Below are 19516 nucleotides of genomic sequence, written 5' to 3' on the forward strand. Positions count from 1 at the left end.
TACAGAGTTATCCACATACCCGCAAGAATTGTGGAAAATTTAGTAACGCTCCCGCTGCATGTCTCGCTTGACGTCGCGCTCCTTGATACTATCACGTTTATCGTACAGTTTTTTCCCTTTTGCCAGCGCAATCTCGACCTTAGCGAAACCCCGCTCGTTTGTAAACATTCGGATAGGCACAATGGTCAGGCCCTGGTCCTTTAATTTCTCGCTCAGCTTTTTGATTTCCCGTTTTGTCAGCAGGAGTTTGCGATCCCGCAGGGGCTCGTGGTTATAGTGAGTACCTTCGTTATAGAGTGATATGTTCATTTGACGAATGAACAACTCATCATTCAGGATCAGGCAGTATGCATCTTGTAAATTAACTTTTCCCTGACGCGCCGATTTAATTTCCGTCCCCGTCAGCACAATACCGGCCGTGTATTTTTCCAGAAATGAATACTCGAACGAAGCACGTCGATTTCGGATGTCGACCTGTTTAACAATAGTAGCAGAAGCCATAATAATTCATCAAAGGCTACAAACGTAGCCGGGTAAGAGCAGAAACGCCGGAAGAACAACAGAGGTTTATCCGGCAGCAAAAAATTAGTGTTTCCGGATCGTTCCTAAAAACGATTCCCCAAACAACCCGTATCAGGCTATTTGGGGAATAGAGAACGAAAGTAAATTTTCTTACTTCTTCTTGTCAGCCTGTTTGGCTTTGTATTCTTTGTTCAGGCCGTCCAGGATTGGGGTTGTCCGATCAGCAGCCGGATCAGCAAACAAAATCCCGCCCCCTTTGGTGTAACCCAGTACAAATTCGTACTTGTTCTGCCCATTGATCTTCTTCAGATAGTCGTAGATCTGGTCGTACAGTTCCTTGTTTTTGTTCTGTTCTTCCAGCGCCAGGTTCTGGGCAGCCTGCTCGCGGTAGGCCATGATTCCCTGCTGTTCTTTCTGCAGTGACGCTTCAGTAGCGCGGCCCTGCTCCTGAGTCATGGTAGCTGCCCGCTGTTGGAAAAATGCTACTTTGTTCTGCAGGTTACGTCCTTTGGTTTCCAGCTCGTTTTCCAGTTGGAAACGCTTGCTCTCCAATACTTTCTGGGTATCCTTGAAGTAATCGTACTTAGTCAGCAGCGAATCAACGTTAACGTAAACAAGGGCACGGCCTTTTGCTTCGGCGGGTGTGGCAATGGGGGTCTCTTCTGAAGTTGGATGGGCTTTGAAGTGCAGATAATACAGAACTGCTACGGCAATGGTCAGGATTACATTCAGAATTAAAGAGGCATTCTTCACGGGAAACAGATTAATTGGTTATGATCTATTTGACAAAGGTAACCGATTTAATCCTTATGACTAATGTGCTGAGGCCTGATTTCCTGAAGCTTGTCGCACCAGATAGCCCGACATACCGGCTAATCCACCAATCAACCCGCTAAGCAGCGTAGTAACCAGCAGGGGTAACCCAGCCCCATCGGCTTTGAAAAGAAGCATCCCCATGCGACCCGTAAATATACCATCGGTATTGATGTGGATAAACAAAGCATACCCCAGCCATACAAGGGCCACCCCCATTAATCCCTGCAAAAACGCCCAGCCTGCTCCACCACTACGGGCGAAACAAACGGCGAAGGCAACAACAGCCAGACTCCACCAGGGCAGAAATAATTGAGCCAGTAAGCTCAGAAGGGCAATGGCAATAACCTGGATCATACGTGTGGTGGATTAGTTCAGCGTTATTGTTCGGATAAGGCGCGGATGTTTATCCTGAGCCGATTGCAAATACAGCAATTCATTCAGTTGCCCGGTACGCCAGGTTTCGATCATATTCTGGTAATAAGGGCTACCCGGATTGCCCGATTGTCCGCCGGGGTAAACGCCATAGGCCCTAGGCTGCTTTCCGACAGCAACAATCATTCGCCAGGAGGGGCCCCATCGTTCCGACGTAGCATTGACAATGCCACTCCCTCCACCGATATCCAGGTTTAGTACACTGAACGCATCTAATCCCGGAATCAGGTGTCGAATATCTGTTCCTTTGTAAATGCTCCACGCCCATTCGGGACCAATGGGCCCTTTTTTCTTAGTCAGCGTATCACTGGCGGCTTTAAAACTTTGTGTTATTACGTCGGTGAGCTGTTCTTTCGCTGGTGTTTTGACATTGTCGAACCATGGCGCAGCTGGCGTTTTTTTTACCAATTCCAGCGTTCGGTCGAAAGTGGGGTAGCGCATAGGCTTAGGGCCTTTATCCTCAAAATCATCTTTCCAGACCATATCCATAAAAACGTTTACCCAGTTCTGAAAAATCGTCGGCCCAATCTCCCCCGCATCATTATTATATCGCCAATTTTTTACTGTTTCCAGGACGGCATGCTGAGGAGGAGTCAGCTTTTTTTCATTCAGCAGCGGCAGAAAGACGGGTAAGGCATCGGCAGCCCGGAGATTGTAATTATCATTTTGCAGGGCGCGCATGCTGTCGATAGTTACCTGCTCCATCTCGGCTAATCGCTGGTTGATACGCCGGCCACGTTCGGATGGAGCAAACTCCCAGTTGATGTAATATGGGTAGCTTGGATCGGTAGACGACTGGTTAGCTGAGCTAACGAAGCCACGGGCTGGATTGCTCACGAACGGATTCTGATTAGGGGGTACGAAGCCCTGCCAGTCATTCGCGGGATCGGTACCGTCGAGCAGAAATTTACCCTGGTCTTTCCATTTCAGCGGAAAACGACCGTTCGGCGAAATAGCGATGTCGTTCTGATTGCTGGCAAAAATAAAATTCTGGGCGGGCGCTACGTAGTGTGACAGGGCCTCACGGTAATCGGCCATCGTTTGGGCCCGGTTGAGTCGATAAAAACAGGCCGTTTCGTCTGATGGCTCATGCGCAATCCAGCGGGCGGCATATCCTACCGGAATATTCTTCCGGAACGATTCCATGCCAGTGGTGTACACAACAGGGCCGTGATGGGTATAATAGACCGTATCGGTGATCACCGGCCTGCCTTTTACTTTGATTGTTTCGATACGGGTCCGAACGGATTTCCACTGGTTATCGTGCCAGTATGCCTTCCGCGATTTGTCCTGGAATTTGATGCTGTAAAAATCCAGGACATCGGCTCCTACGTTCGTGACGCCCCAGGCTACGTTTTTATTAAACCCAATAATAACGTGGGGGGCACCGGGCAACGTAGCGCCATACACGTTAACCGTTGGCGACACCAGCTGCATCTGGTACCAGATCGACGGCAGGCTCAGGCCAAGATGGGGATCGTTCGACAGAATTGGCTGGCCCGTGGCAGATTTCTGCGCATCAACCGCCCAGTTGTTTGACCCAATCTCCGGGTGAGGTCGGTGTATGCCTATCTGCGGCACAGCCAATGCCATCGACTCACCAAAGCCTTTGTCTGCCGGGACTTTAGGGATCGGAACCGGCGTAAAATCCAGTTTTGTTCCAGTAGGAATAACAGGTGACTCCTGGGCTGGATAGTCTGGAAACAGATTGGCGGTAGTACCTGCCCCGTACTGACGGAACACATTTGTCATCAACAGATCATCGGCCCCACTGGCCAGAGTACTGGTGAGTTGCTTCAGCAAGAGAGCGCACTTGAGAGGTGTCCACGGTTCTGGCGCGTAGCCCAGCAGTTTGTACTCAATCGGGTACTGAGCCGGTTTCAGGTGGCTGATCCAGGCATTGACCCCAGCAGTATAGGCGTTCAATACTTGCCGGGACGACGGATCGGCCTGCATTTTTTTGAGGGTCTGTTCGGCACCGTACACCATCCCCAGTCGCCGGTTGAAGCGGTCCAGTTCAATGGCTTGTTCGCCTACCAGTTCAGCAATTCGACCCGCAGCCGCATGGGTCTGAAATTCCATCTGCCAGAGCCGATCCCTGGCCGTCAGGTAGCCCTGCGCGAAATACAGGTCGTAGTCGTTTTGGGCGAAGACGTGTGGAATAGCCAGATCGTCGAACACAATCGAAACCGGCGCTTTCGTGCCACCCAGCGTAATCGTTTGATCCTCTCGGGAAATCGTTTCTGCGTTTCGCCAGAAGCCCGTAAATGGACTTAACAAAGGGCCAAAAGCGGGGATTGCTCCCCAGGGGCGGTTAGCAGCCCAGATCAGCAATAGGGTGATTGCCAGCGAAAGAGTAGCCTTTACGTAGTTCACAGGAACGGCAGAAACGTGGTGCTGCAAATTGCACGTTACGCGCTCATAAACAAAATTTTTGCGTGAAGCAGTCGCGCGAAGCAGTATAGTACACGACGGTGCTTCTTCACAAAACGGTAATTTGGCCGTTGGCGGATTGATTGTTTACCTTCGGATACTCATACTCAACTGTCATGCTGTTCATCCGTTTCCTTGTTTGTTGTTTATCGCTGGTTATGGCTACACTCCCTACTGCTCCTTCCTTCGACGTACAGGGCCACCGGGGCTGTCGGGGACTAATGCCCGAAAACACCGTTCCCGCCTTTAAACGAGCTCTGGATGAGAACGTAACCACGCTGGAAATGGACGTCGTCATCAGCCGGGATAGGCAGGTAGTTGTCTCACATGACCCGTATATGAACGCCGATTTCAGCACCGATCCGGCGGGGAATCCAGTCGACAAAAAATCCCAGAAAGAACTGGTTCTTTTTCAGATGGATTATACCGACATCAAACGCTATGACGTAGGTGTACGGGGCAATAGCGCTTTCCCGGAGCAACAGAAACTTAGCACGTATAAGCCACTGCTCACCGAGGTGATTGCTGCTGCCGAAGCTTATCAAAAAGAGAGAAACCGGCCACCGGTTTCGTACAACATTGAGCTAAAGAGTGAACCGTCTGAGTACAACAAAAGCCAGCCAGAGCCCGCTCTTTTCTGTGATCTGGTCCAGGCCATACTGCGTGATCAGCTCCCGGCCGGACGCATCACGATTCAAAGTTTTGACTTTGCGATTCTGCAACAATGGAAAAAACAGATAGACGCGGGTAAGTACCCCACCGTTCGGCTGTCGGCACTGGTTTCTAATTTACGAGGACCGGAGAAAAATCTGGACGAGCTTGGTTTCAAACCTGACATTTACAGTCCATACCATAAGTTAATGACCAGAAAACAGCTTGACTATTTACATGAGCAGCATATTCAGGTTATTCCCTGGACAGTTAATCAACGTAGTGATATGGAGCGTTTGAAACGTTGGGGTGTGGATGGTTTGATTACGGACTATCCAGACCGGGCCAAGGATTTATAAACCAAGCCTTACCTTTACCTGTTTTTACACCAAATCCGGTTCTATGTCGGTTTATCTATAAATTGCCAGTATGACTTTCCTCAACACCACGCTGAAATGGCTCCTAAAACGGCGTTTGCCGCGTATCGAGCGCATGATGACTCATCCCGGCGCGGTGCAGCAACAGGTTTTTTCGCAACTCATCCGGTCCGGACAACATACTGTCTGGGGGCGGCAGTACGGCTACAAGTCGATAAAAACCGTTCAGGATTTTCAGAAGCAGGTGCCGGTTTCGGGTTACGAAGAGCTATTTCCGTACATCGAGCGGGTTATGAAAGGCGAGAACCGAGTGCTTTGGCCCTCGCCTGTTCGCTGGTTTTCCAAATCATCCGGCACTACCAACGCCCGTAGCAAGTTTATCCCCGTCACAACCGAGTCGCTGGACGAGAGCCATTTTAAGGGTGGTAAGGACATGATGGCGATGTACATTGCCAACAATCCCGAAAGCCGGACTTTTGAAGGCAAAGGCTTGTCAATCGGCGGCAGCCTTCATGCCAACCCCTACAGCGTCAACAGCGCGGCCGGAGACGTATCGGCTGTCGTAATGAAAAACCTGCCTAGCTGGGCCCAATATATCCGGACACCCTCCATCGACGTCGCGCTCATGGACGAATGGGAAGCGAAACTCGATCGAATGGCAGAGGTTACCATGCATGAGAACGTAACGAGCATGCTGGGGACGCCCACCTGGGGGCTGGTATTGATCGACAAGATTCTGGCTAAAACAGGCTGCTCAAATATTCTGGAGGTCTGGCCAAACTTTGAACTGATGGTACACGGAGCCGTCAACTTCCAGCCGTACCGCAACTTATTTCAACACCAGGTTTTTCCCTCGAAAGGTGTTTTCTATCAGGAAGTTTACAACGCATCAGAAGGCTTTTTCGCCATTCAGGACGACCTGAGTCGCATCGGCGAAATGCTGCTGATGCTGGATTACGGCATTTTCTACGAGTTTGTCCCCCTCCACGAAGCCGATCAGCCGTTCCCGAAAGCACTGACCATTGACGAGGTAGAACTGGACAAAAACTATGCCCTGGTTGTCTCGACCAACGGTGGACTATGGCGGTATAAGATCGGCGATACGGTCCGCTTTACGTCGCTGTATCCGCACCGGCTCAAAGTCAGCGGGCGAACCAAGCATTTTATCAACGCCTTTGGCGAGGAGCTGATCGTCGACAACGCCGAGCAGGCCATTACCCGCGCCTGTGAACAAACTGGTGCCCGCATTTCGGACTATACCGCTGGACCAGTTTATATGGCAAACGGCGCCAACGGCTGCCACGAGTGGGTCATCGAGTTTGCCCAGGAACCGTATGATCAGCAAAAATTCGACAGAATTCTGGACGAAACACTCCGTCAGGTCAACTCGGACTACGACGCCAAGCGTTACCGTGATATGGTACTTAAGCAACCAATTATCCATACGGTACCCCGCGGAACATTCTACGCCTGGATGAAACAGCGCGGCAAACTGGGTGGTCAGCATAAAGTACCTCGTCTGGCTAACACGCGGGAATACCTGGATGATATTCTGGGTAATTCACTGCTGCGCGCTAACCCCTGATTAACTTTTTCTCGCGTAATAAAGCGAGCGTCATTACGTCCTTGTCGGAATTTGATACAACCTGCTTTAATACCTCGCAGACAAATAGTTCGTGGTCACCCGCGTCAACGGAGTGGAGCACCCGACACTGCGCGTAACCAATGGCTTCGGTCAGGTAAGGACAGCCACGATCGTCGAGCTTGTGCGGTAAGTTTTTGAATTTGTCCTTGTCCCGGCCAGACTGTTGCCCCAGTTTACGGATCAGTTTTGTCTGATCACTAGCCAGCAGGTTGACGTTCAGTAGACCACTCTCGCGAACCAACTCAATCGTATAATCCGTCTTGTAAAGAGCAACAGACAGTACTTTGCCGCCCATATCGGTCTGCATCAGCCAGGTTACAATATTGGCGTTGTAGCGAGCTGGGTTCCCCGCAGCGGTCGTGATGCTATGAACATCGTAATTCTTATATTTTAAAAGTCGTTTCGCCATTTCCCCTGTCCTTTCTGTTCCCCGGCCACAATGCTTACTTTTGTGTCGAACGAAGGTCCGGCTGTCGGTGTTTTACCTACGTACGCCAATTATCCGGATTAGGTCCTGTCTCATGAAATCTTTCGATATCCCAGCCTACTACCGAAGTAATATTATTACGCCCCTGAAGGAATTCAGGCGGAAACGCGACAAGCTGAAACGGGATTTCACCCCTACTCTACTCGATTTTGGTCCGATTCGTTTCTACGTAGCCCGGCATTTCGGCTTTTGCTACGGGGTCGAGAACGCAGTCGAAATTGCGTATAAAGCTATTGCCGAGAATCCGGGGAAGCGAATTTTCCTGCTCAGCGAAATGATTCATAATCCGGACGTTAATGCTGATTTACAGAGCCGGGGGGTACAATTCATTATGGATACTTCCGGCAGGCAGCTTATTTCCTGGGCAGAGCTGACACCAGACGATGTGATCATTATACCGGCGTTTGGCACGACACTCGAAACCCAGCAGCAGCTCAGTACCATCGGACTGGACGTAGCAAAATACGATACGACCTGTCCGTTTGTCGAGAAAGTATGGAATAAAGCCGGGCAGATCGGGCAGAAAAACTACACCATTGTAGTGCACGGTAAACCCAGTCATGAGGAAACCCGCGCTACGTTCTCGCATAGCAAGGAAAATGGCGCGACGGTAGTGGTTAAAGATATGGCCCAGGCGCGTCGGTTAGCGATGTATATCACCGCAGAGCTCTCTGCCGAGCAGTTTTATACCGAGTTTGCCGGACAATATTCGGCGGGCTTTGAACTCGAACGTGATCTGCAACGAATTGGTGTTGTTAATCAGACAACCATGCTGGCATCTGACACGCAAGGCATCGCCGATTATTTGAAGCAGGTCATGATTGATAAATACAGTCTGGCTCCTGACCAGGTCGACGCCCATTTTGCGAACACGCGCGACACGCTCTGCTACGCTACCAATGACAACCAGGATGCTACGTATGCGCTCCTGACGTACGAGGCTGATTTCGCTATCGTGGCGGGAGGCTACAATTCATCCAATACGTCGCATATTGTCGAATTATGCGAAGAAAAGCTCCCGACCTATTTTATCGAATCCGAGAAAAAGATTCTCTCTGATACGCTGATCCGGCATTACGATAGCTCCAAGAAGGATGAAGTCGTTACTGAACAGTTCTTGCCTGCTACGCGTCCGATTTCGGTACTGCTGACCTGCGGAGCCTCCTGCCCCGACGCTGTTGTCGAAGGCATTATGCTGAAACTGGTCAGTTATTTTCCGGATGCTTTGTCCATCGATCAGGTTATGGTTCCCTTCAACGCTTAACTACCGGATTCGGACCAGCACTTCCCGGCTTTCGTTGTTGAGCCGGTCTAGTGCTGTAACGACATAGGTATAGCGCTTACCCTGCTCGGCTGTCTTGTCGATAAAATGCGTAGTTTCCTCGCCGTTGCAGCGGGCAATGATAAAGCGGGGATCGTCGAGTCTAACGTGCGCCTGACGGCCATCAAACCGGTACACTAGATACGCATTGGCCCCGTCGCCGTCCAGAGCCTCGGCCGACTGATGCCAGGTCAATTCAACACCATCTGCCGTATCGGCGGCTTTCAGGTTGCGAGGTGGCATGGGTGGGATACTGTCCAGCCAGGGCATTGTTGGAACCAGCGCTGTGTACCGGTAGAAATTGGTTTGCAGTGAATCCCGAATAGCCATCGGGTTTTTTTTCAAATCCCGGGCGCTGAAAAAGACACTTCCCTGTATCCGTTGCTGCTGACGGTTGTAACGCATTTGATTGGGGAATTCGGTTTCCCGCCACCAGCCCGGATCACGTTCGGAGCCTTTTCCTACCCGGTAGGCAGCATGACCAATGTAAAGTTGGGCTTTACCCGTGTTTTTTGTCCACCAGTCTACCAGCGTTTTATAGGGAACCCGGTTGAACTCGGAACTGAAATATACCTGCGGAACAATGTAGTCGATCAAGCCTTCGCGCGCCCACTTTCGGGTATCGGCGTAGAGTTCGTAGTACGACTGACCACCGTTGGTTGCCGAACCGTCCGGGTCGTTACGTTGGTTCTTCCAGATACCAAAAGGGCTGATACCAAATTTTACCCAGGGCTTATAGGCCCGAATCGAATCCCGCAACTCGGTAACCAGCTTCGTTACGTTGTCGCGTCGCCAGTCGTCCTTTTTCATGCCGTTGTAATTGGCCTGGTACGTACTGTCGTCCTTCAATACCTGCCCCGGAATGGCATACGGATAAAAATAATCATCGAAATGGATACCGTCGACGTCGTACTCCCGAACAACATTGGCCACGATTCCGGCAATGTACGAGCGTACTGCCGGAACACCCAGATTGAAGAGTTTGCGCCCACCGTACGACAGCATCCATTCCGGTTTTTGATGCATAATATTCGTTGGAGCAATACTGGCTTTAGGACTGGCAACCGCCCGATCCAGATTAAACCAGGCATGAAATTCCATACCTCGCCGATGAGCTTCTTCGATCATGAATTCCAGCGGATCGTAGAACGGTTCCGGGGCTAATCCCTGGCGCCCCGTCAGCCATTCGGACCAGGGTTCAGAACTCTTCGCATAAAACGCATCGGCCGCCGATCGAATCTGTACTACTACGGCATTGAGCCCTGTCTGCTGTTGCTGGTCGAAATACGCCAGCAGTTCCTGTTGCTGACTATCGGACAGCATTCCTTTTTTACTGGGCCAGTCGATGTTATCGACCGTAGCAATCCAGGCCGCCCGAAACTCCCGTTTGGGTGGTGCTGGTGTCGGCAAAACAATCTCTTCATCGAAAACTTCGATGGGGACCGCCTGTACTAACGGCTTGCTTGGCTTTTGTTTGGTGGTCGTTGACTCTGATTTAACCGTATTGGGGCGTTGCGTAACGGGAGCAGGTTGTTTGGCAACCGGCCGGGGAGGCACTTTTCGAACGGTTACAGGCTTCGCCCGACGGCAGCCCGCTAATAGAACCAGGAAACAGAAAAGAACAGCGTAAGCAACTCGACGCATCAGGCAAAACAGTTAATTGCCAAAAATAAGGATAGTCTGGCTGTTGGCGTTTATTAAGCGGTGGTTTTGTCTTTTTTTCTGATTGCCTGGTTGCCTGATGATCGGCAGGCATCGCTGCAATAAACTACTTGATCCCAGTCCCGTTCCCATTTTTTCCTCCAGCTGAATGGCCGATTGCAAACCGGGCATATTTTCGTTGGCAAATCTGATTTTTTACGCATTTTCATACACAAAAAGCTATTTTTAGTAACTACAAGTATTGTAAAATTTGGCCAAAACAAACAAATAGCCTCTTTTCGTAAGGATATACTCCCTATCTTCAGCCCTCTAAACGTTCTGTACTTATCCATTTACCATACCTGCGCTGCCTTCTGTTTTTGCCAGACAACAGGCGTTGGTACAGTCATATCAAGCACGGTTGCCGCTTGTAACTTGTCTGTTTGGCTACTAAGTGAAAACCCTTAATTTTGTGCCGCTAAAAGTCAGGATACGTATTTTTCGTTTTGAATTTTGAAAAAATCCAACATGTTTTTAGATTTTTCTGTTTAAGGCGTAATTAAATCAGACTATCCTATTACTAATATAAATCAGACTTCACGTACGTATGAGCCACAAATTAGATCAGATAGATCGTAATGTATTAGAAATTCTTCAGGCGAATGCCAAAATCACTAACGCTCAGTTGTCAAAGGAAATTGGTCTTTCTCCTGCGCCAACGCTGGAGCGGGTGAAGAAGCTCGAAACCTCAGGCATTATCCAGAGCTACCACGCGCAGCTGAACCGGGAAAAAGTTGGTCTGGGCGTAACGACCTTCGTTATGGTAACACTGGTTGGCCACAAAAAAGACACGACGATGTCGTTCGTCGACAAGGTTAATAGTATTCCAGAAATTATCGAATGTCACCACATCACGGGCTCGGGCGATTTTCTGCTGAAAGTTATTTCGAAGGACATTGCCTCGTACCAGGCGCTGATGCTGGACGTTATTAACGAAATTAACGAGGTAGCCAGCACTCAAACAATGGTTATCATGTCAACCTTCAAGGAAAGTAAAGTGCTGCCTATCCCTTGATTAGCATAAACGACAAGTAAGCAAAATGCCCTACGGAAACGCGTTTCCGTAGGGCATTTTGCTTGGTTAATGGCTGTTACTTTTGCTTTCTACGTTCCTCACGGCGCGATTTTTTCAACTCGTCCAGCATCTTTTTTGCTTCCTTATGCTGACTGGACTTCCGGTCGGCTTTGTCCATCACTTCTTTGAAATAGGCTTGAGCCTGGTCATACTGCTTTTCCTGGATAGCAATCTTACCCAGCGCCAGCACTGACGACCAATAGTACCCTGCTCCCAGGGCATTGGTTTTCTTGGCAAAGTCAATTGACATCTGGTAATATCGCTTGGCTTCCGTCGGGTTGTGATAAAACAACTGGTTTATATAACCCAGAATATAGGCTGCCGTCCGTCCACTCACGCCTTCGTAACCGGACTGCGTTTTTTCCACTTTCACCAGAATATCTTTCGAAATCCGTTCGGCTTCTGCCAGTTTTCCCAATACAAAGGCCGAGCGAGCGTAATAGCGCTCAAAAAATGGGTTGTCCGGATACTGCTCATACATGTACTTGGACATATCATACGCCTTATCATACTGATTCTCTGTGCTGTAAATCTGCACCAGAAAGTAGCGGGCCTCTACCCGGGTGTAGAAAGCCGTGTTGGCTGTTTTCTCCAGTTGTTTAATGCCAACCTGCTTATTCCCTTTGGGAAAGAACGCCAGAATAGGCTTCAGGATCGGGTAATTTTCTGGAATCCACTGCGCGTAGAAGTTATAGATTCCATCGCCAAACAACAGTTCGGGACTGAAATCAGCGCTTCCTTTGCACTGATCGAAGTATTTCAGCGCGTTTTTTCCCGCAAAGGTTGCCTTGGCCCATTTCTTCCGTTCGGCATATAACCGACCTTTAAACGCATAGGCGGCTGCCAGAAAGAAAGCCGGTTCAAGCTTGTTCTTGCTATTGTCATACAGCTTTTCGGCCAGCGTGATCGTTGAGTCCATATACGATAAACAGCGGTCATCGTAACCGGTAATATCCGTATTGGGCACAATTTTCCACCACTCGGCCAGACCCATCAGAAAATAAGGCATAGGGTGTTTCGGATACCGCAGGTGCAGCCACCGAAATTCCTTGTCGGCTTCGTAGAATTTGTAGTTGTACATCTGATTGATGGCCTCCGCCGACTCAATCTGTACTCCGGGATGCTTCAGCAGCCCGTCATATACTTTATCAAACGCCGACGGATCGTAGAGTTGAGCCTTTGCCAAGGCAGCAATAGCCACAAACCATACCGTCAACAGTAGTTTATTCATTCGTCAGGATTTCATTTTCTTCTATCAACGTAATCCGTTGACAGTCCGTTTATACCGGCTTATTTTTAAAGAAATTTTGTTGGCGTCGGACTGGTGGCCGTATCTTTGATTTTGCGCTGACACCAACATGCTAACGATTAAAGACAAAACCTTCGTTCCGTTTATTACGGCCGATACCATTCAGGCCCGGATTCAAGAGCTTGCTGGGCAGATAAATCAGGATTACGCAACCCGCCAGCCACGTATCATCATTGTTCTGAACGGTGCCTTCATCTTTGCCGCCGATCTGATCAAACATCTAACAATTACCTGCGAGATCACGTTTATTCGGGTTGCCTCCTACTCCGCCACCCAATCGACGGGGCAATTGAAACAGATCATTGGCTTAAACGAACCGGTCGCCAATCAGGACCTGATCGTGATTGAAGATATTGTCGATACGGGTTTTACCATCTGCGAAATCTGCGATCAGCTTAAGGCCCAACAACCTGCTTCGCTGTCGATTGCTACGTTACTGTTCAAACCGGTCGCGCTCAGAAAGCCAATAGATTTACAGTACGTTGGTTTCGAGATTGAGAACCGATTCGTGCTTGGATACGGTCTGGATTATGACGGACTGGGACGCAACACACAGGACATTTTTGTGCTGGTAGAAGCCTGACTTTTAGCGATCCACTTCGCCCATTACCAGATCAACCGAGCCAATAACAGCGACCAGATCGGCCAGCATACTACCCCGGCTGATTTCGGGAATGACCGACAGGTTATGAAAACAGCACGAGCGGGCTTTGCAACGTACCGGCACGTCTGACTTACCGTCTGTCCGGAAAAAGAAGCCCAATTCTCCTTTCGCGCTTTCGGCTCTGATGTAAAAATCCATCGCCTTGGGACGAATTTTCTTGGGCACTACCGCCTGCGGATCATAATCGCGGGTCCGGCGATAATTGCCTTGGAGCTGATCCAGACATTGCTCTATGATTTTGATAGATTCGTAACACTCCAGCACCCGAACATTGTTCCGGTCCCAGCAGTCGCCAACTGTTCCCATCTGACCCATTCCGATGGGAACATCAAAATCCAGTTCAGGGTAAACCGAATACCCATCGACCCGGCGTAAATCATACCGCAGACCCGATCCACGCAGCACCGGGCCGGTACAGCCGTAGTTGATGGCAACATCCAGTGGAAGCACCCCTACATTGGCAGTACGTTTGATGAAGATTTCGTTTTCGATCACGAGCTGCTGCATCTCAACCAGCTTTGGTTTGAGATAGGTCACAAACTCCCGGCAACGCTCTTCAAAACCAACGGGCAGATCGTAGAACAAGCCGCCAACCCAAATGTAATTATAGAGCATCCGGGCGCCGGTGACCCATTCCAGTAAGCGTTGAATGTGCTCCCGGTCGCGCATGAGCCAGAGAAAGGGCGTATAGGCACCGATATCCAGTGCATACGTACCGACGCCCACAAAGTGAGCCGCAATCCGGTTCAGTTCGGCAACCAGCACCCGGATGTATTCGGTCCGCTTAGGGATATCGTTTTGGATGCCCAGCATGCGCTCAACACCCATTACATAAGCGTGTTCGCAGTTCATAGCTGCCAGATAGTCCAGCCGATCAACGAATGGGATAATCTGATTAAAAGGCAACGACTCAGCATGTTTGTCGAAACAGCGGTGCAGGTAGCCGATATGCGGCACTACGTCACGGATGATTTCGCCATCGGTAACGACCTCAAGCCGCAGAACCCCGTGGGTAGACGGGTGCTGCGGTCCCATATTGAGAATCATTTCGCCTTCCTCGAGCATCTCGGGCCGATAAACACCCGGTGCCGATGCCCGAAAATGCCCGGGTGCGTATTCGTATTGAATTGTTTGGGTTGCCATTCTACGGTCAAAGGTCGCCAGCGCACTGCCGAAAGTCAAAAACTAATTCGTAATTCATGGGCTAATGAGCTACAAATCATGGCTTTTTCTTAAAGATTCATTTGCCATATCGAAACGCATTTCGTATTTTTGCGCTCTTTATTGAGAAAACGAACTTAAGCAATGGCAAAGAAAGGCGCCAATAGAATCCAGGTTATTCTGGAATGCACCGAGCAGAAAGACAGCGGTGTTCCCGGTATGTCCCGGTATATCACGACGAAAAACCGGAAAAATACCCCCGCTCGTATCGAGCGTAAAAAGTACAACCCCTTCCTGAAGAAGGTAACGCTGCATAAAGAAATTAAATAAGGAACGTGTGGCCTGTTCTATCTGTTTATAAGCCAGATATAGACCACTTATCGCTTTACAGACATGGCAAAAAAGGTAGTTGCAACCCTGAAAACGAAGGACAACGGTAAATCTTTCGCTAAGATTATCAAAGCCGTTAAGTCGCCCGTAACCGGCGCTTATACCTTCAAAGAAGAAATGGTTCCGGTTGACGAAGTTCAGGCCGCCCTGAAAGCCTAACCTAGTTTTTTCGGAAAACGAGCAGGTCCCACCGCCCAACGGCATGTGGGACTTTTTTTGTTATAGCTTTGTTGAAAAGAAGGGCAAAAGTCCAATGGACTGGTTAACAGCTCTTTTAACTTTTGACCCTAGATGTTTGCTTATTAGTTATGGCTCTATTTGGCTTTTTCTCAAAAGAAAAGAAAGAAACGCTCGACAAAGGGCTGGAGAAAACAAAAGACAGTTTCTTCTCCAAACTCGGCCGCGCCGTAGTCGGCAAAGCTACCGTTGATGAAGAGGTACTGGACGAACTGGAAAACGTCCTCATTTCGTCGGATGTTGGGGTTGAGACGACCGTTAAGATCATCAACCGGATTGAAGAACGGGTGGCCAGAGATAAGTACATGGGCACCGACGAACTTGATCGGATTTTGCGGGAAGAAATCGCGGCCCTGCTTGCTACATCAGGCAACACGAGCGTAACGGAGGACTTTGAGCTTCCAGCCGATAAGAAGCCTTATGTTATCATGGTTGTCGGCGTCAACGGCGTTGGCAAGACAACAACGATTGGCAAACTGGCCGCCCAATTTCACAAACGGGGCAAACAGGTAGTCCTGGGCGCGGGTGATACGTTCCGGGCCGCTGCCGTTGATCAGCTCAAACTTTGGGGCGACCGCGTGGGTGTTCCGGTTATTTCGCACGGCATGAACACCGACCCATCGGCGGTTGCCTTTGATGCCGTCAAAAAAGCCACAGAGATGAACGCCGACGTTGTCATCATCGACACGGCAGGTCGCCTGCATAATAAAGTTAACCTCATGAACGAGCTGACCAAGATCAAACGGGTTATGCAGAAATTCACACCCGATGCCCCGCACGAAGTACTGCTCGTACTGGACGGTTCGACGGGTCAGAACGCGTTCATTCAGGCGACTGAATTTACGAAAGCAACCGAAGTAACGGCATTGGCCATTACCAAGCTGGACGGTACAGCCAAGGGTGGCGTTGTGATCGGCATATCTGATCAGTTCAAGATTCCCGTCAAATACATTGGCGTTGGCGAGAAGATAGACGATTTACAAGCGTTTGATAAGACGGAGTTTGTAGATTCGTTCTTTAAGCGATAACGACTTGTTATGGCAATCGTAGCAGATTTGGAGGCTGTGCATAGAGACGTTACGCGGCTGATGCAGCGCGTTTACGGCGATCGATTAACCAAAATTATTCTGTATGGTTCCTACGCCCGTGGCGATTTCCATGAAGAGACGGACATCGATTACCTGGTTGTCCTGCACGATGAAAAGGTATCGGCTTTTATGGAAGCGGCCAACACTCGCCCCGCGATCAGTGAAGTATTTGATGATTCGGGTATTGAGGTCTCGACAATAGTTGTCTCAAATGACCAGCTGATCAATTCAAATCGTTTTTTTTATCGTCAGGTACGAAAAGACGGGGTCTGCATTTATGAGCGAGGATCTGTTTTACAGCATTAGGAAGGCTGAAGGTTATCTATCGAACGCGAAAACGTTATTGACCACGCAATTCCCCAATGGCGCCATCACGTCAAGTTAGTATTGCTTTTTCTGGTTAGTTCGTGGGCTGCTCGCAGACAAAGATGTTTTTACAAAACGTCATTCGGCCGCTCGCGAGATGTTTTCCCTGCATTTTATAAAGACAGGTGAAATTCCAGAAATGTACAAAGACGATTTTGCTCTTCTGTTTGAGCGTCGGCAAATGGCAGATTATGATATGGATGGCGATTTTCCGATTGATGAAATTCAACGAGTGGTTAAAATCGCCGAAAACTTTCTCACGTACGTGAAAACGACCTATGCGTAACGCACTCTTGTCTTCTCGGGAATTCTGGGCACGTAGCCTTACACGCTGGCTGGCAGTGCCGCTTGTATGCTTATCGGCATTTGCCTGCGCCCAGAAACAAACTCCACAGAAAGAAGTGTCAGAAACCAGCGTCGTACAAGGGATCTGTGGGATGGTCATCGTCAAACGCGGCAATCAGATGCCCAGCCCCGATGCACCCCCCCGGAAAGGTGAACCCGTTGAACGTGATGTCTTGATTTACCCGCTGCTGAACATGAGTCAGGTGCAAACGAACGAAAAAGGTTTCATTACGTCGGTAGGGAACAAACAGCCGGTTAAGATCGTGAAATCAGGTAAGGATGGCCGGTTTTGCGTGAGCTTGCCCGCCGGTCAGTACTCAGTACTCGTGCAGGAGCCGGGTGGCTTATACGCAAACCTGTCTGACAGTCAGAACAACATTTTTCCGGTTACCGTACAGAAGAACCGCCAGGTAACCATTGGCGTTACAATCTCTCACCAGGCTGCTTTTTAGGAGATATATGGAGACGTTCTTCATTTTGCTGGCTATCGTCTTTATTCCGTTTATCTGGTTTATTGTCCGGGTATTACGGTACACGGACGAAACCATTGGTGAGAACTCTCCAGTGCTGACAATTCGAACGTATCATTTTTCGGCTCGCCAGTATTTTGTTCAGTTTGAGAAATGCATGTTGGCTATACTTTTGGTAGTGATGCCGCTTCTTGCCTGGATATCGTTCAATGCAGCTATTCAGCAGGATATGTTAGTAGGCTATTTCTTGTGCCTGGTTTTTCTGGCTTCTACGGCTTTTATAGCTTTCTACTTTTATTTCGACTGGCAGTACTGGACAATTACCCGAAACGTTTCTATCACCCTTAATCCATTTCAACCAAGCATTACGGTACAAAGTCCAACTCGGGACTGGGTGCTTACGCCTGACTCTGTACTACGTATTGAGGAACATATAAAAGACCCGAGGACGGTCAGTAAACTAATGGGTGGCTATGGGTATTTTCTAATCTATACAGTAGATAACCAGATCGTTCAGGTAAATTCTATTTTTCTCAGCGGATTCGTCTACACAGAATTTCTGGAACGCTTTTTCAGCAATACCCCACGAACAATTATCTGGCATACGTCAACGTGGACTACCGATCTGGATTACGTAAGAAAGTCAGAATCACCGAACTTTGCCACTCATAATCAGCGTTAGAAACTACTGACGCTCGAAAATTTTGCTGTTTTGAAAACCAAAGGAGTACGTACCAATAAAATAAATATCGTCACGCTCGGCTGCTCGAAGAATCTGGTTGATTCGGAGGTGCTGTTTACTCAACTCAAGGGCAATGGAATGGACGTGACGCACGAGTCGAAAAAGGATGACGCCAACATTGTGGTGATCAACACCTGTGGCTTTATCGACAACGCGAAAGAAGAGTCGATCAACACGATTCTCCGTTACGTCGACGCTAAAGACGCGGGAATCGTTGACAAAGTGTACGTAACGGGCTGCCTATCACACCGCTACAAAGATGAGCTGGAGGTTGAAATGCCTACGGTCGATGCCTGGTTCGGCACGAACGAGCTGCCCCGGATGCTGAAAACGCTCCGCGCTGACTACAAACATGAGCTGGTAGGCGAGCGCCTGCTGACGACTCCTGCTCATTATGCGTACCTGAAGATCGCGGAAGGCTGCGACCGTCCCTGTTCGTTCTGCGCCATTCCGCTGATGCGTGGTGGTCACGTTTCGCGCTCCATTGACGATCTGGTGACAGAAGCCAAATCGCTGGCCCGACGTGGTACCAAAGAGCTGATTCTGATTGCCCAGGATCTGACCTACTACGGTCTGGACCTGTACAAAAAACGGAATCTGGCCGACCTGATCAATCAACTTGCTGACGTAGAAGGTATTGACTGGATCCGGCTGCAGTACGCCTACCCATCCGGTTTCCCGCTTGAGGTACTAGATGTAATGCGGGAGAGTTCCAACGTGTGCCACTACCTGGATATGCCGCTACAGACCGGCTCGACCGAACTGTTAAAGCTGATGCGCCGGGGGATTACCCGTGAGAAGACTGAGAGCCTGATCCATACCATTCGCGACCGGGTGCCGGACATAACACTACGTACGACGCTGATCGTTGGTCATCCCGGCGAAACGGATGCTATGTTTGAAGAAACGTATGATTTCGTTGAACGCATGCGATTTGATCGTCTTGGCGTCTTTACGTACTCACACGAAGAAAACACGCATTCCTTCTCAATGCCGGACGATATTCCGGCTGATATAAAACAGGAACGGGCCGATGCGCTGATGGAAGTTCAGCAGGGCATTTCGCATGAACTGAACCAGCAAAAAGTGGGTCAGACCTATAAAGTTCTGTTCGACCGCAAAGAAGGCGGCTACTTCATTGGTCGTACTGAGGCCGATTCGCCCGAAGTGGATAACGAAGTCCTGGTACCCGCTTCGCAGTACGTCCGGCTAGGCGACTTCGCCAGTGTCAAGATCAACCGGGCCGAAGAGTTTGACCTTTATGGTGAGGTCTTTTGACCAATG

The 19516-nt window shown here is 49.5% G+C and carries 22 protein-coding genes; 13 read left to right on the forward strand and 9 right to left on the reverse strand.

Annotated elements, in window-relative coordinates; genetic code table 11:
- Positions 1–39 precede the first annotated feature (39 nt).
- From smpB to HU175_RS02115, 4 genes are all read right to left on the reverse strand, one after another.
- Positions 40–501, reverse strand: a complete 462-nt coding sequence (gene smpB / locus HU175_RS02100; protein WP_176565012.1) for an SsrA-binding protein SmpB — start codon at positions 499–501, stop codon at positions 40–42.
- 171 nt (positions 502–672) lie between these two features.
- The gene (locus HU175_RS02105) at positions 673–1275 is read right to left on the reverse strand and encodes an OmpH family outer membrane protein (RefSeq protein ID WP_176565013.1); all 603 of its coding nucleotides are present in this window, start codon (positions 1273–1275) and stop codon (positions 673–675) included.
- Positions 1276–1335: 60 nt separating this feature from the next.
- A complete protein-coding gene (locus HU175_RS02110; protein ID WP_176565014.1) occupies positions 1336–1692 on the reverse strand; it encodes a hypothetical protein in 357 nt (118 codons plus the stop codon).
- A gap of 12 nt (positions 1693–1704) precedes the next feature.
- Entirely contained in the window at positions 1705–4146 is a 2442-nt protein-coding gene (locus tag HU175_RS02115; RefSeq protein WP_176565015.1) for a penicillin acylase family protein, read from the reverse strand.
- Positions 4147–4361: 215 nt separating this feature from the next.
- Here HU175_RS02115 and HU175_RS02120 point away from each other — a divergent pair, with 215 nt between their 5' ends.
- Both HU175_RS02120 and HU175_RS02125 read left to right on the forward strand, forming a co-directional pair.
- Positions 4362–5213 (forward strand): glycerophosphodiester phosphodiesterase family protein, encoded by an 852-nt coding sequence (locus tag HU175_RS02120; protein WP_176565016.1) that lies wholly within the window; start codon positions 4362–4364, stop codon positions 5211–5213.
- Positions 5214–5283: 70 nt separating this feature from the next.
- A complete protein-coding gene (locus tag HU175_RS02125) occupies positions 5284–6816 on the forward strand; it encodes a GH3 auxin-responsive promoter family protein (RefSeq protein WP_176565017.1) in 1533 nt (510 codons plus the stop codon).
- Here HU175_RS02125 and HU175_RS02130 read toward each other — a convergent pair.
- The gene (locus tag HU175_RS02130) at positions 6806–7285 is read right to left on the reverse strand and encodes a flavin reductase family protein (RefSeq protein ID WP_176565018.1); all 480 of its coding nucleotides are present in this window, start codon (positions 7283–7285) and stop codon (positions 6806–6808) included. The genes HU175_RS02125 and HU175_RS02130 overlap by 11 nt on opposite strands.
- Positions 7286–7397: 112 nt before the next feature.
- On the opposite strand from HU175_RS02130, the gene HU175_RS02135 reads away from it, so the two are divergent.
- A complete protein-coding gene (locus tag HU175_RS02135) occupies positions 7398–8627 on the forward strand; it encodes a 4-hydroxy-3-methylbut-2-enyl diphosphate reductase (protein WP_176565019.1) in 1230 nt (409 codons plus the stop codon).
- Here HU175_RS02135 and HU175_RS02140 read toward each other — a convergent pair whose 3' ends face one another.
- Complete coding sequence (locus HU175_RS02140) at positions 8628–10328, reverse strand: glycoside hydrolase family 10 protein (RefSeq protein WP_176565020.1); 1701 nt, start codon at positions 10326–10328, stop codon at positions 8628–8630. It lies immediately after the preceding gene.
- A 53-nt stretch (positions 10329–10381) separates the two neighbouring features.
- Complete coding sequence (locus HU175_RS25065) at positions 10382–10678, reverse strand: DUF2256 domain-containing protein (RefSeq protein ID WP_410528576.1); 297 nt, start codon at positions 10676–10678, stop codon at positions 10382–10384.
- Positions 10679–10932: 254 nt separating this feature from the next.
- On the opposite strand from HU175_RS25065, the gene HU175_RS02150 reads away from it, so the two are divergent.
- On the forward strand, positions 10933–11400 hold the full coding sequence (locus HU175_RS02150) for an Lrp/AsnC family transcriptional regulator (RefSeq protein ID WP_176565022.1): 468 nt from the start codon (positions 10933–10935) through the stop codon (positions 11398–11400).
- A 76-nt stretch (positions 11401–11476) separates the two neighbouring features.
- On the opposite strand, the gene HU175_RS02155 is transcribed toward HU175_RS02150, so the two are convergent.
- Positions 11477–12691, reverse strand: a complete 1215-nt coding sequence (locus HU175_RS02155; protein WP_176565023.1) for a tetratricopeptide repeat protein — start codon at positions 12689–12691, stop codon at positions 11477–11479.
- Between the two features lie 127 nt (positions 12692–12818).
- On the opposite strand from HU175_RS02155, the gene hpt reads away from it, so the two are divergent.
- Complete coding sequence (hpt, locus tag HU175_RS02160) at positions 12819–13352, forward strand: hypoxanthine phosphoribosyltransferase (protein WP_176565024.1); 534 nt, start codon at positions 12819–12821, stop codon at positions 13350–13352.
- A 3-nt stretch (positions 13353–13355) separates the two neighbouring features.
- Here hpt and HU175_RS02165 read toward each other — a convergent pair whose 3' ends face one another.
- Positions 13356–14576 (reverse strand): NADH-quinone oxidoreductase subunit D, encoded by a 1221-nt coding sequence (locus HU175_RS02165; protein ID WP_176565025.1) that lies wholly within the window; start codon positions 14574–14576, stop codon positions 13356–13358.
- Positions 14577–14738: 162 nt separating this feature from the next.
- Between HU175_RS02165 and rpmG the strand changes: the two genes are divergently transcribed.
- The 8 genes from rpmG (at position 14739) to rimO (ending at position 19510) form a co-directional block, all read left to right on the forward strand.
- Entirely contained in the window at positions 14739–14924 is a 186-nt protein-coding gene (gene rpmG / locus HU175_RS02170) for a 50S ribosomal protein L33 (RefSeq protein WP_012929817.1), read from the forward strand.
- Positions 14925–14987: 63 nt separating this feature from the next.
- Complete coding sequence (locus HU175_RS02175) at positions 14988–15143, forward strand: DUF4295 domain-containing protein (RefSeq protein ID WP_176565026.1); 156 nt, start codon at positions 14988–14990, stop codon at positions 15141–15143.
- A 149-nt stretch (positions 15144–15292) separates the two neighbouring features.
- Entirely contained in the window at positions 15293–16249 is a 957-nt protein-coding gene (gene ftsY / locus HU175_RS02180) for a signal recognition particle-docking protein FtsY (RefSeq protein ID WP_176565027.1), read from the forward strand.
- A gap of 9 nt (positions 16250–16258) precedes the next feature.
- On the forward strand, positions 16259–16615 hold the full coding sequence (locus tag HU175_RS02185) for a nucleotidyltransferase domain-containing protein (RefSeq protein ID WP_176565028.1): 357 nt from the start codon (positions 16259–16261) through the stop codon (positions 16613–16615).
- Positions 16616–16721: 106 nt separating this feature from the next.
- Positions 16722–16961: a HEPN domain-containing protein gene (locus HU175_RS02190; RefSeq protein ID WP_176569096.1), complete on the forward strand. Its 240-nt coding sequence runs from the start codon at positions 16722–16724 to the stop codon at positions 16959–16961.
- Positions 16954–17472 (forward strand): hypothetical protein, encoded by a 519-nt coding sequence (locus HU175_RS02195; protein WP_176565029.1) that lies wholly within the window; start codon positions 16954–16956, stop codon positions 17470–17472. The genes HU175_RS02190 and HU175_RS02195 overlap by 8 nt, the downstream gene beginning before the upstream one ends.
- A 7-nt stretch (positions 17473–17479) precedes the next feature.
- Positions 17480–18172 (forward strand): hypothetical protein, encoded by a 693-nt coding sequence (locus HU175_RS02200; RefSeq protein WP_176565030.1) that lies wholly within the window; start codon positions 17480–17482, stop codon positions 18170–18172.
- A gap of 30 nt (positions 18173–18202) precedes the next feature.
- Positions 18203–19510, forward strand: a complete 1308-nt coding sequence (gene rimO, locus HU175_RS02205; protein WP_176565031.1) for a 30S ribosomal protein S12 methylthiotransferase RimO — start codon at positions 18203–18205, stop codon at positions 19508–19510.
- The last annotated feature ends 6 nt before the right edge of the window (positions 19511–19516 follow it).

The organism is Spirosoma sp. KUDC1026, assembly GCF_013375035.1.
Lineage (GTDB): Bacteria > Bacteroidota > Bacteroidia > Cytophagales > Spirosomataceae > Spirosoma.

Coding starts and splice junctions, on each gene's coding strand:
- smpB (WP_176565012.1), bottom strand. CDS start 501: ATGGCTTCTGCTACTATTGTTAAACAGGTCGACATCCGAAATCGACGT.
- HU175_RS02110 (WP_176565014.1), bottom strand. CDS start 1,692: ATGATCCAGGTTATTGCCATTGCCCTTCTGAGCTTACTGGCTCAATTA.
- HU175_RS02120 (WP_176565016.1), top strand. CDS start 4,362: ATGGCTACACTCCCTACTGCTCCTTCCTTCGACGTACAGGGCCACCGG.
- HU175_RS02125 (WP_176565017.1), top strand. CDS start 5,284: ATGACTTTCCTCAACACCACGCTGAAATGGCTCCTAAAACGGCGTTTG.
- HU175_RS02130 (WP_176565018.1), bottom strand. CDS start 7,285: ATGGCGAAACGACTTTTAAAATATAAGAATTACGATGTTCATAGCATC.
- HU175_RS02135 (WP_176565019.1), top strand. CDS start 7,398: ATGAAATCTTTCGATATCCCAGCCTACTACCGAAGTAATATTATTACG.
- HU175_RS02140 (WP_176565020.1), bottom strand. CDS start 10,328: ATGCGTCGAGTTGCTTACGCTGTTCTTTTCTGTTTCCTGGTTCTATTA.
- HU175_RS25065 (WP_410528576.1), bottom strand. CDS start 10,678: ATGGATAAGTACAGAACGTTTAGAGGGCTGAAGATAGGGAGTATATCC.
- HU175_RS02150 (WP_176565022.1), top strand. CDS start 10,933: ATGAGCCACAAATTAGATCAGATAGATCGTAATGTATTAGAAATTCTT.
- HU175_RS02155 (WP_176565023.1), bottom strand. CDS start 12,691: ATGAATAAACTACTGTTGACGGTATGGTTTGTGGCTATTGCTGCCTTG.
- hpt (WP_176565024.1), top strand. CDS start 12,819: ATGCTAACGATTAAAGACAAAACCTTCGTTCCGTTTATTACGGCCGAT.
- HU175_RS02165 (WP_176565025.1), bottom strand. CDS start 14,576: ATGGCAACCCAAACAATTCAATACGAATACGCACCCGGGCATTTTCGG.
- rpmG (WP_012929817.1), top strand. CDS start 14,739: ATGGCAAAGAAAGGCGCCAATAGAATCCAGGTTATTCTGGAATGCACC.
- HU175_RS02175 (WP_176565026.1), top strand. CDS start 14,988: ATGGCAAAAAAGGTAGTTGCAACCCTGAAAACGAAGGACAACGGTAAA.
- ftsY (WP_176565027.1), top strand. CDS start 15,293: ATGGCTCTATTTGGCTTTTTCTCAAAAGAAAAGAAAGAAACGCTCGAC.
- HU175_RS02185 (WP_176565028.1), top strand. CDS start 16,259: ATGGCAATCGTAGCAGATTTGGAGGCTGTGCATAGAGACGTTACGCGG.
- HU175_RS02195 (WP_176565029.1), top strand. CDS start 16,954: ATGCGTAACGCACTCTTGTCTTCTCGGGAATTCTGGGCACGTAGCCTT.
- HU175_RS02200 (WP_176565030.1), top strand. CDS start 17,480: ATGGAGACGTTCTTCATTTTGCTGGCTATCGTCTTTATTCCGTTTATC.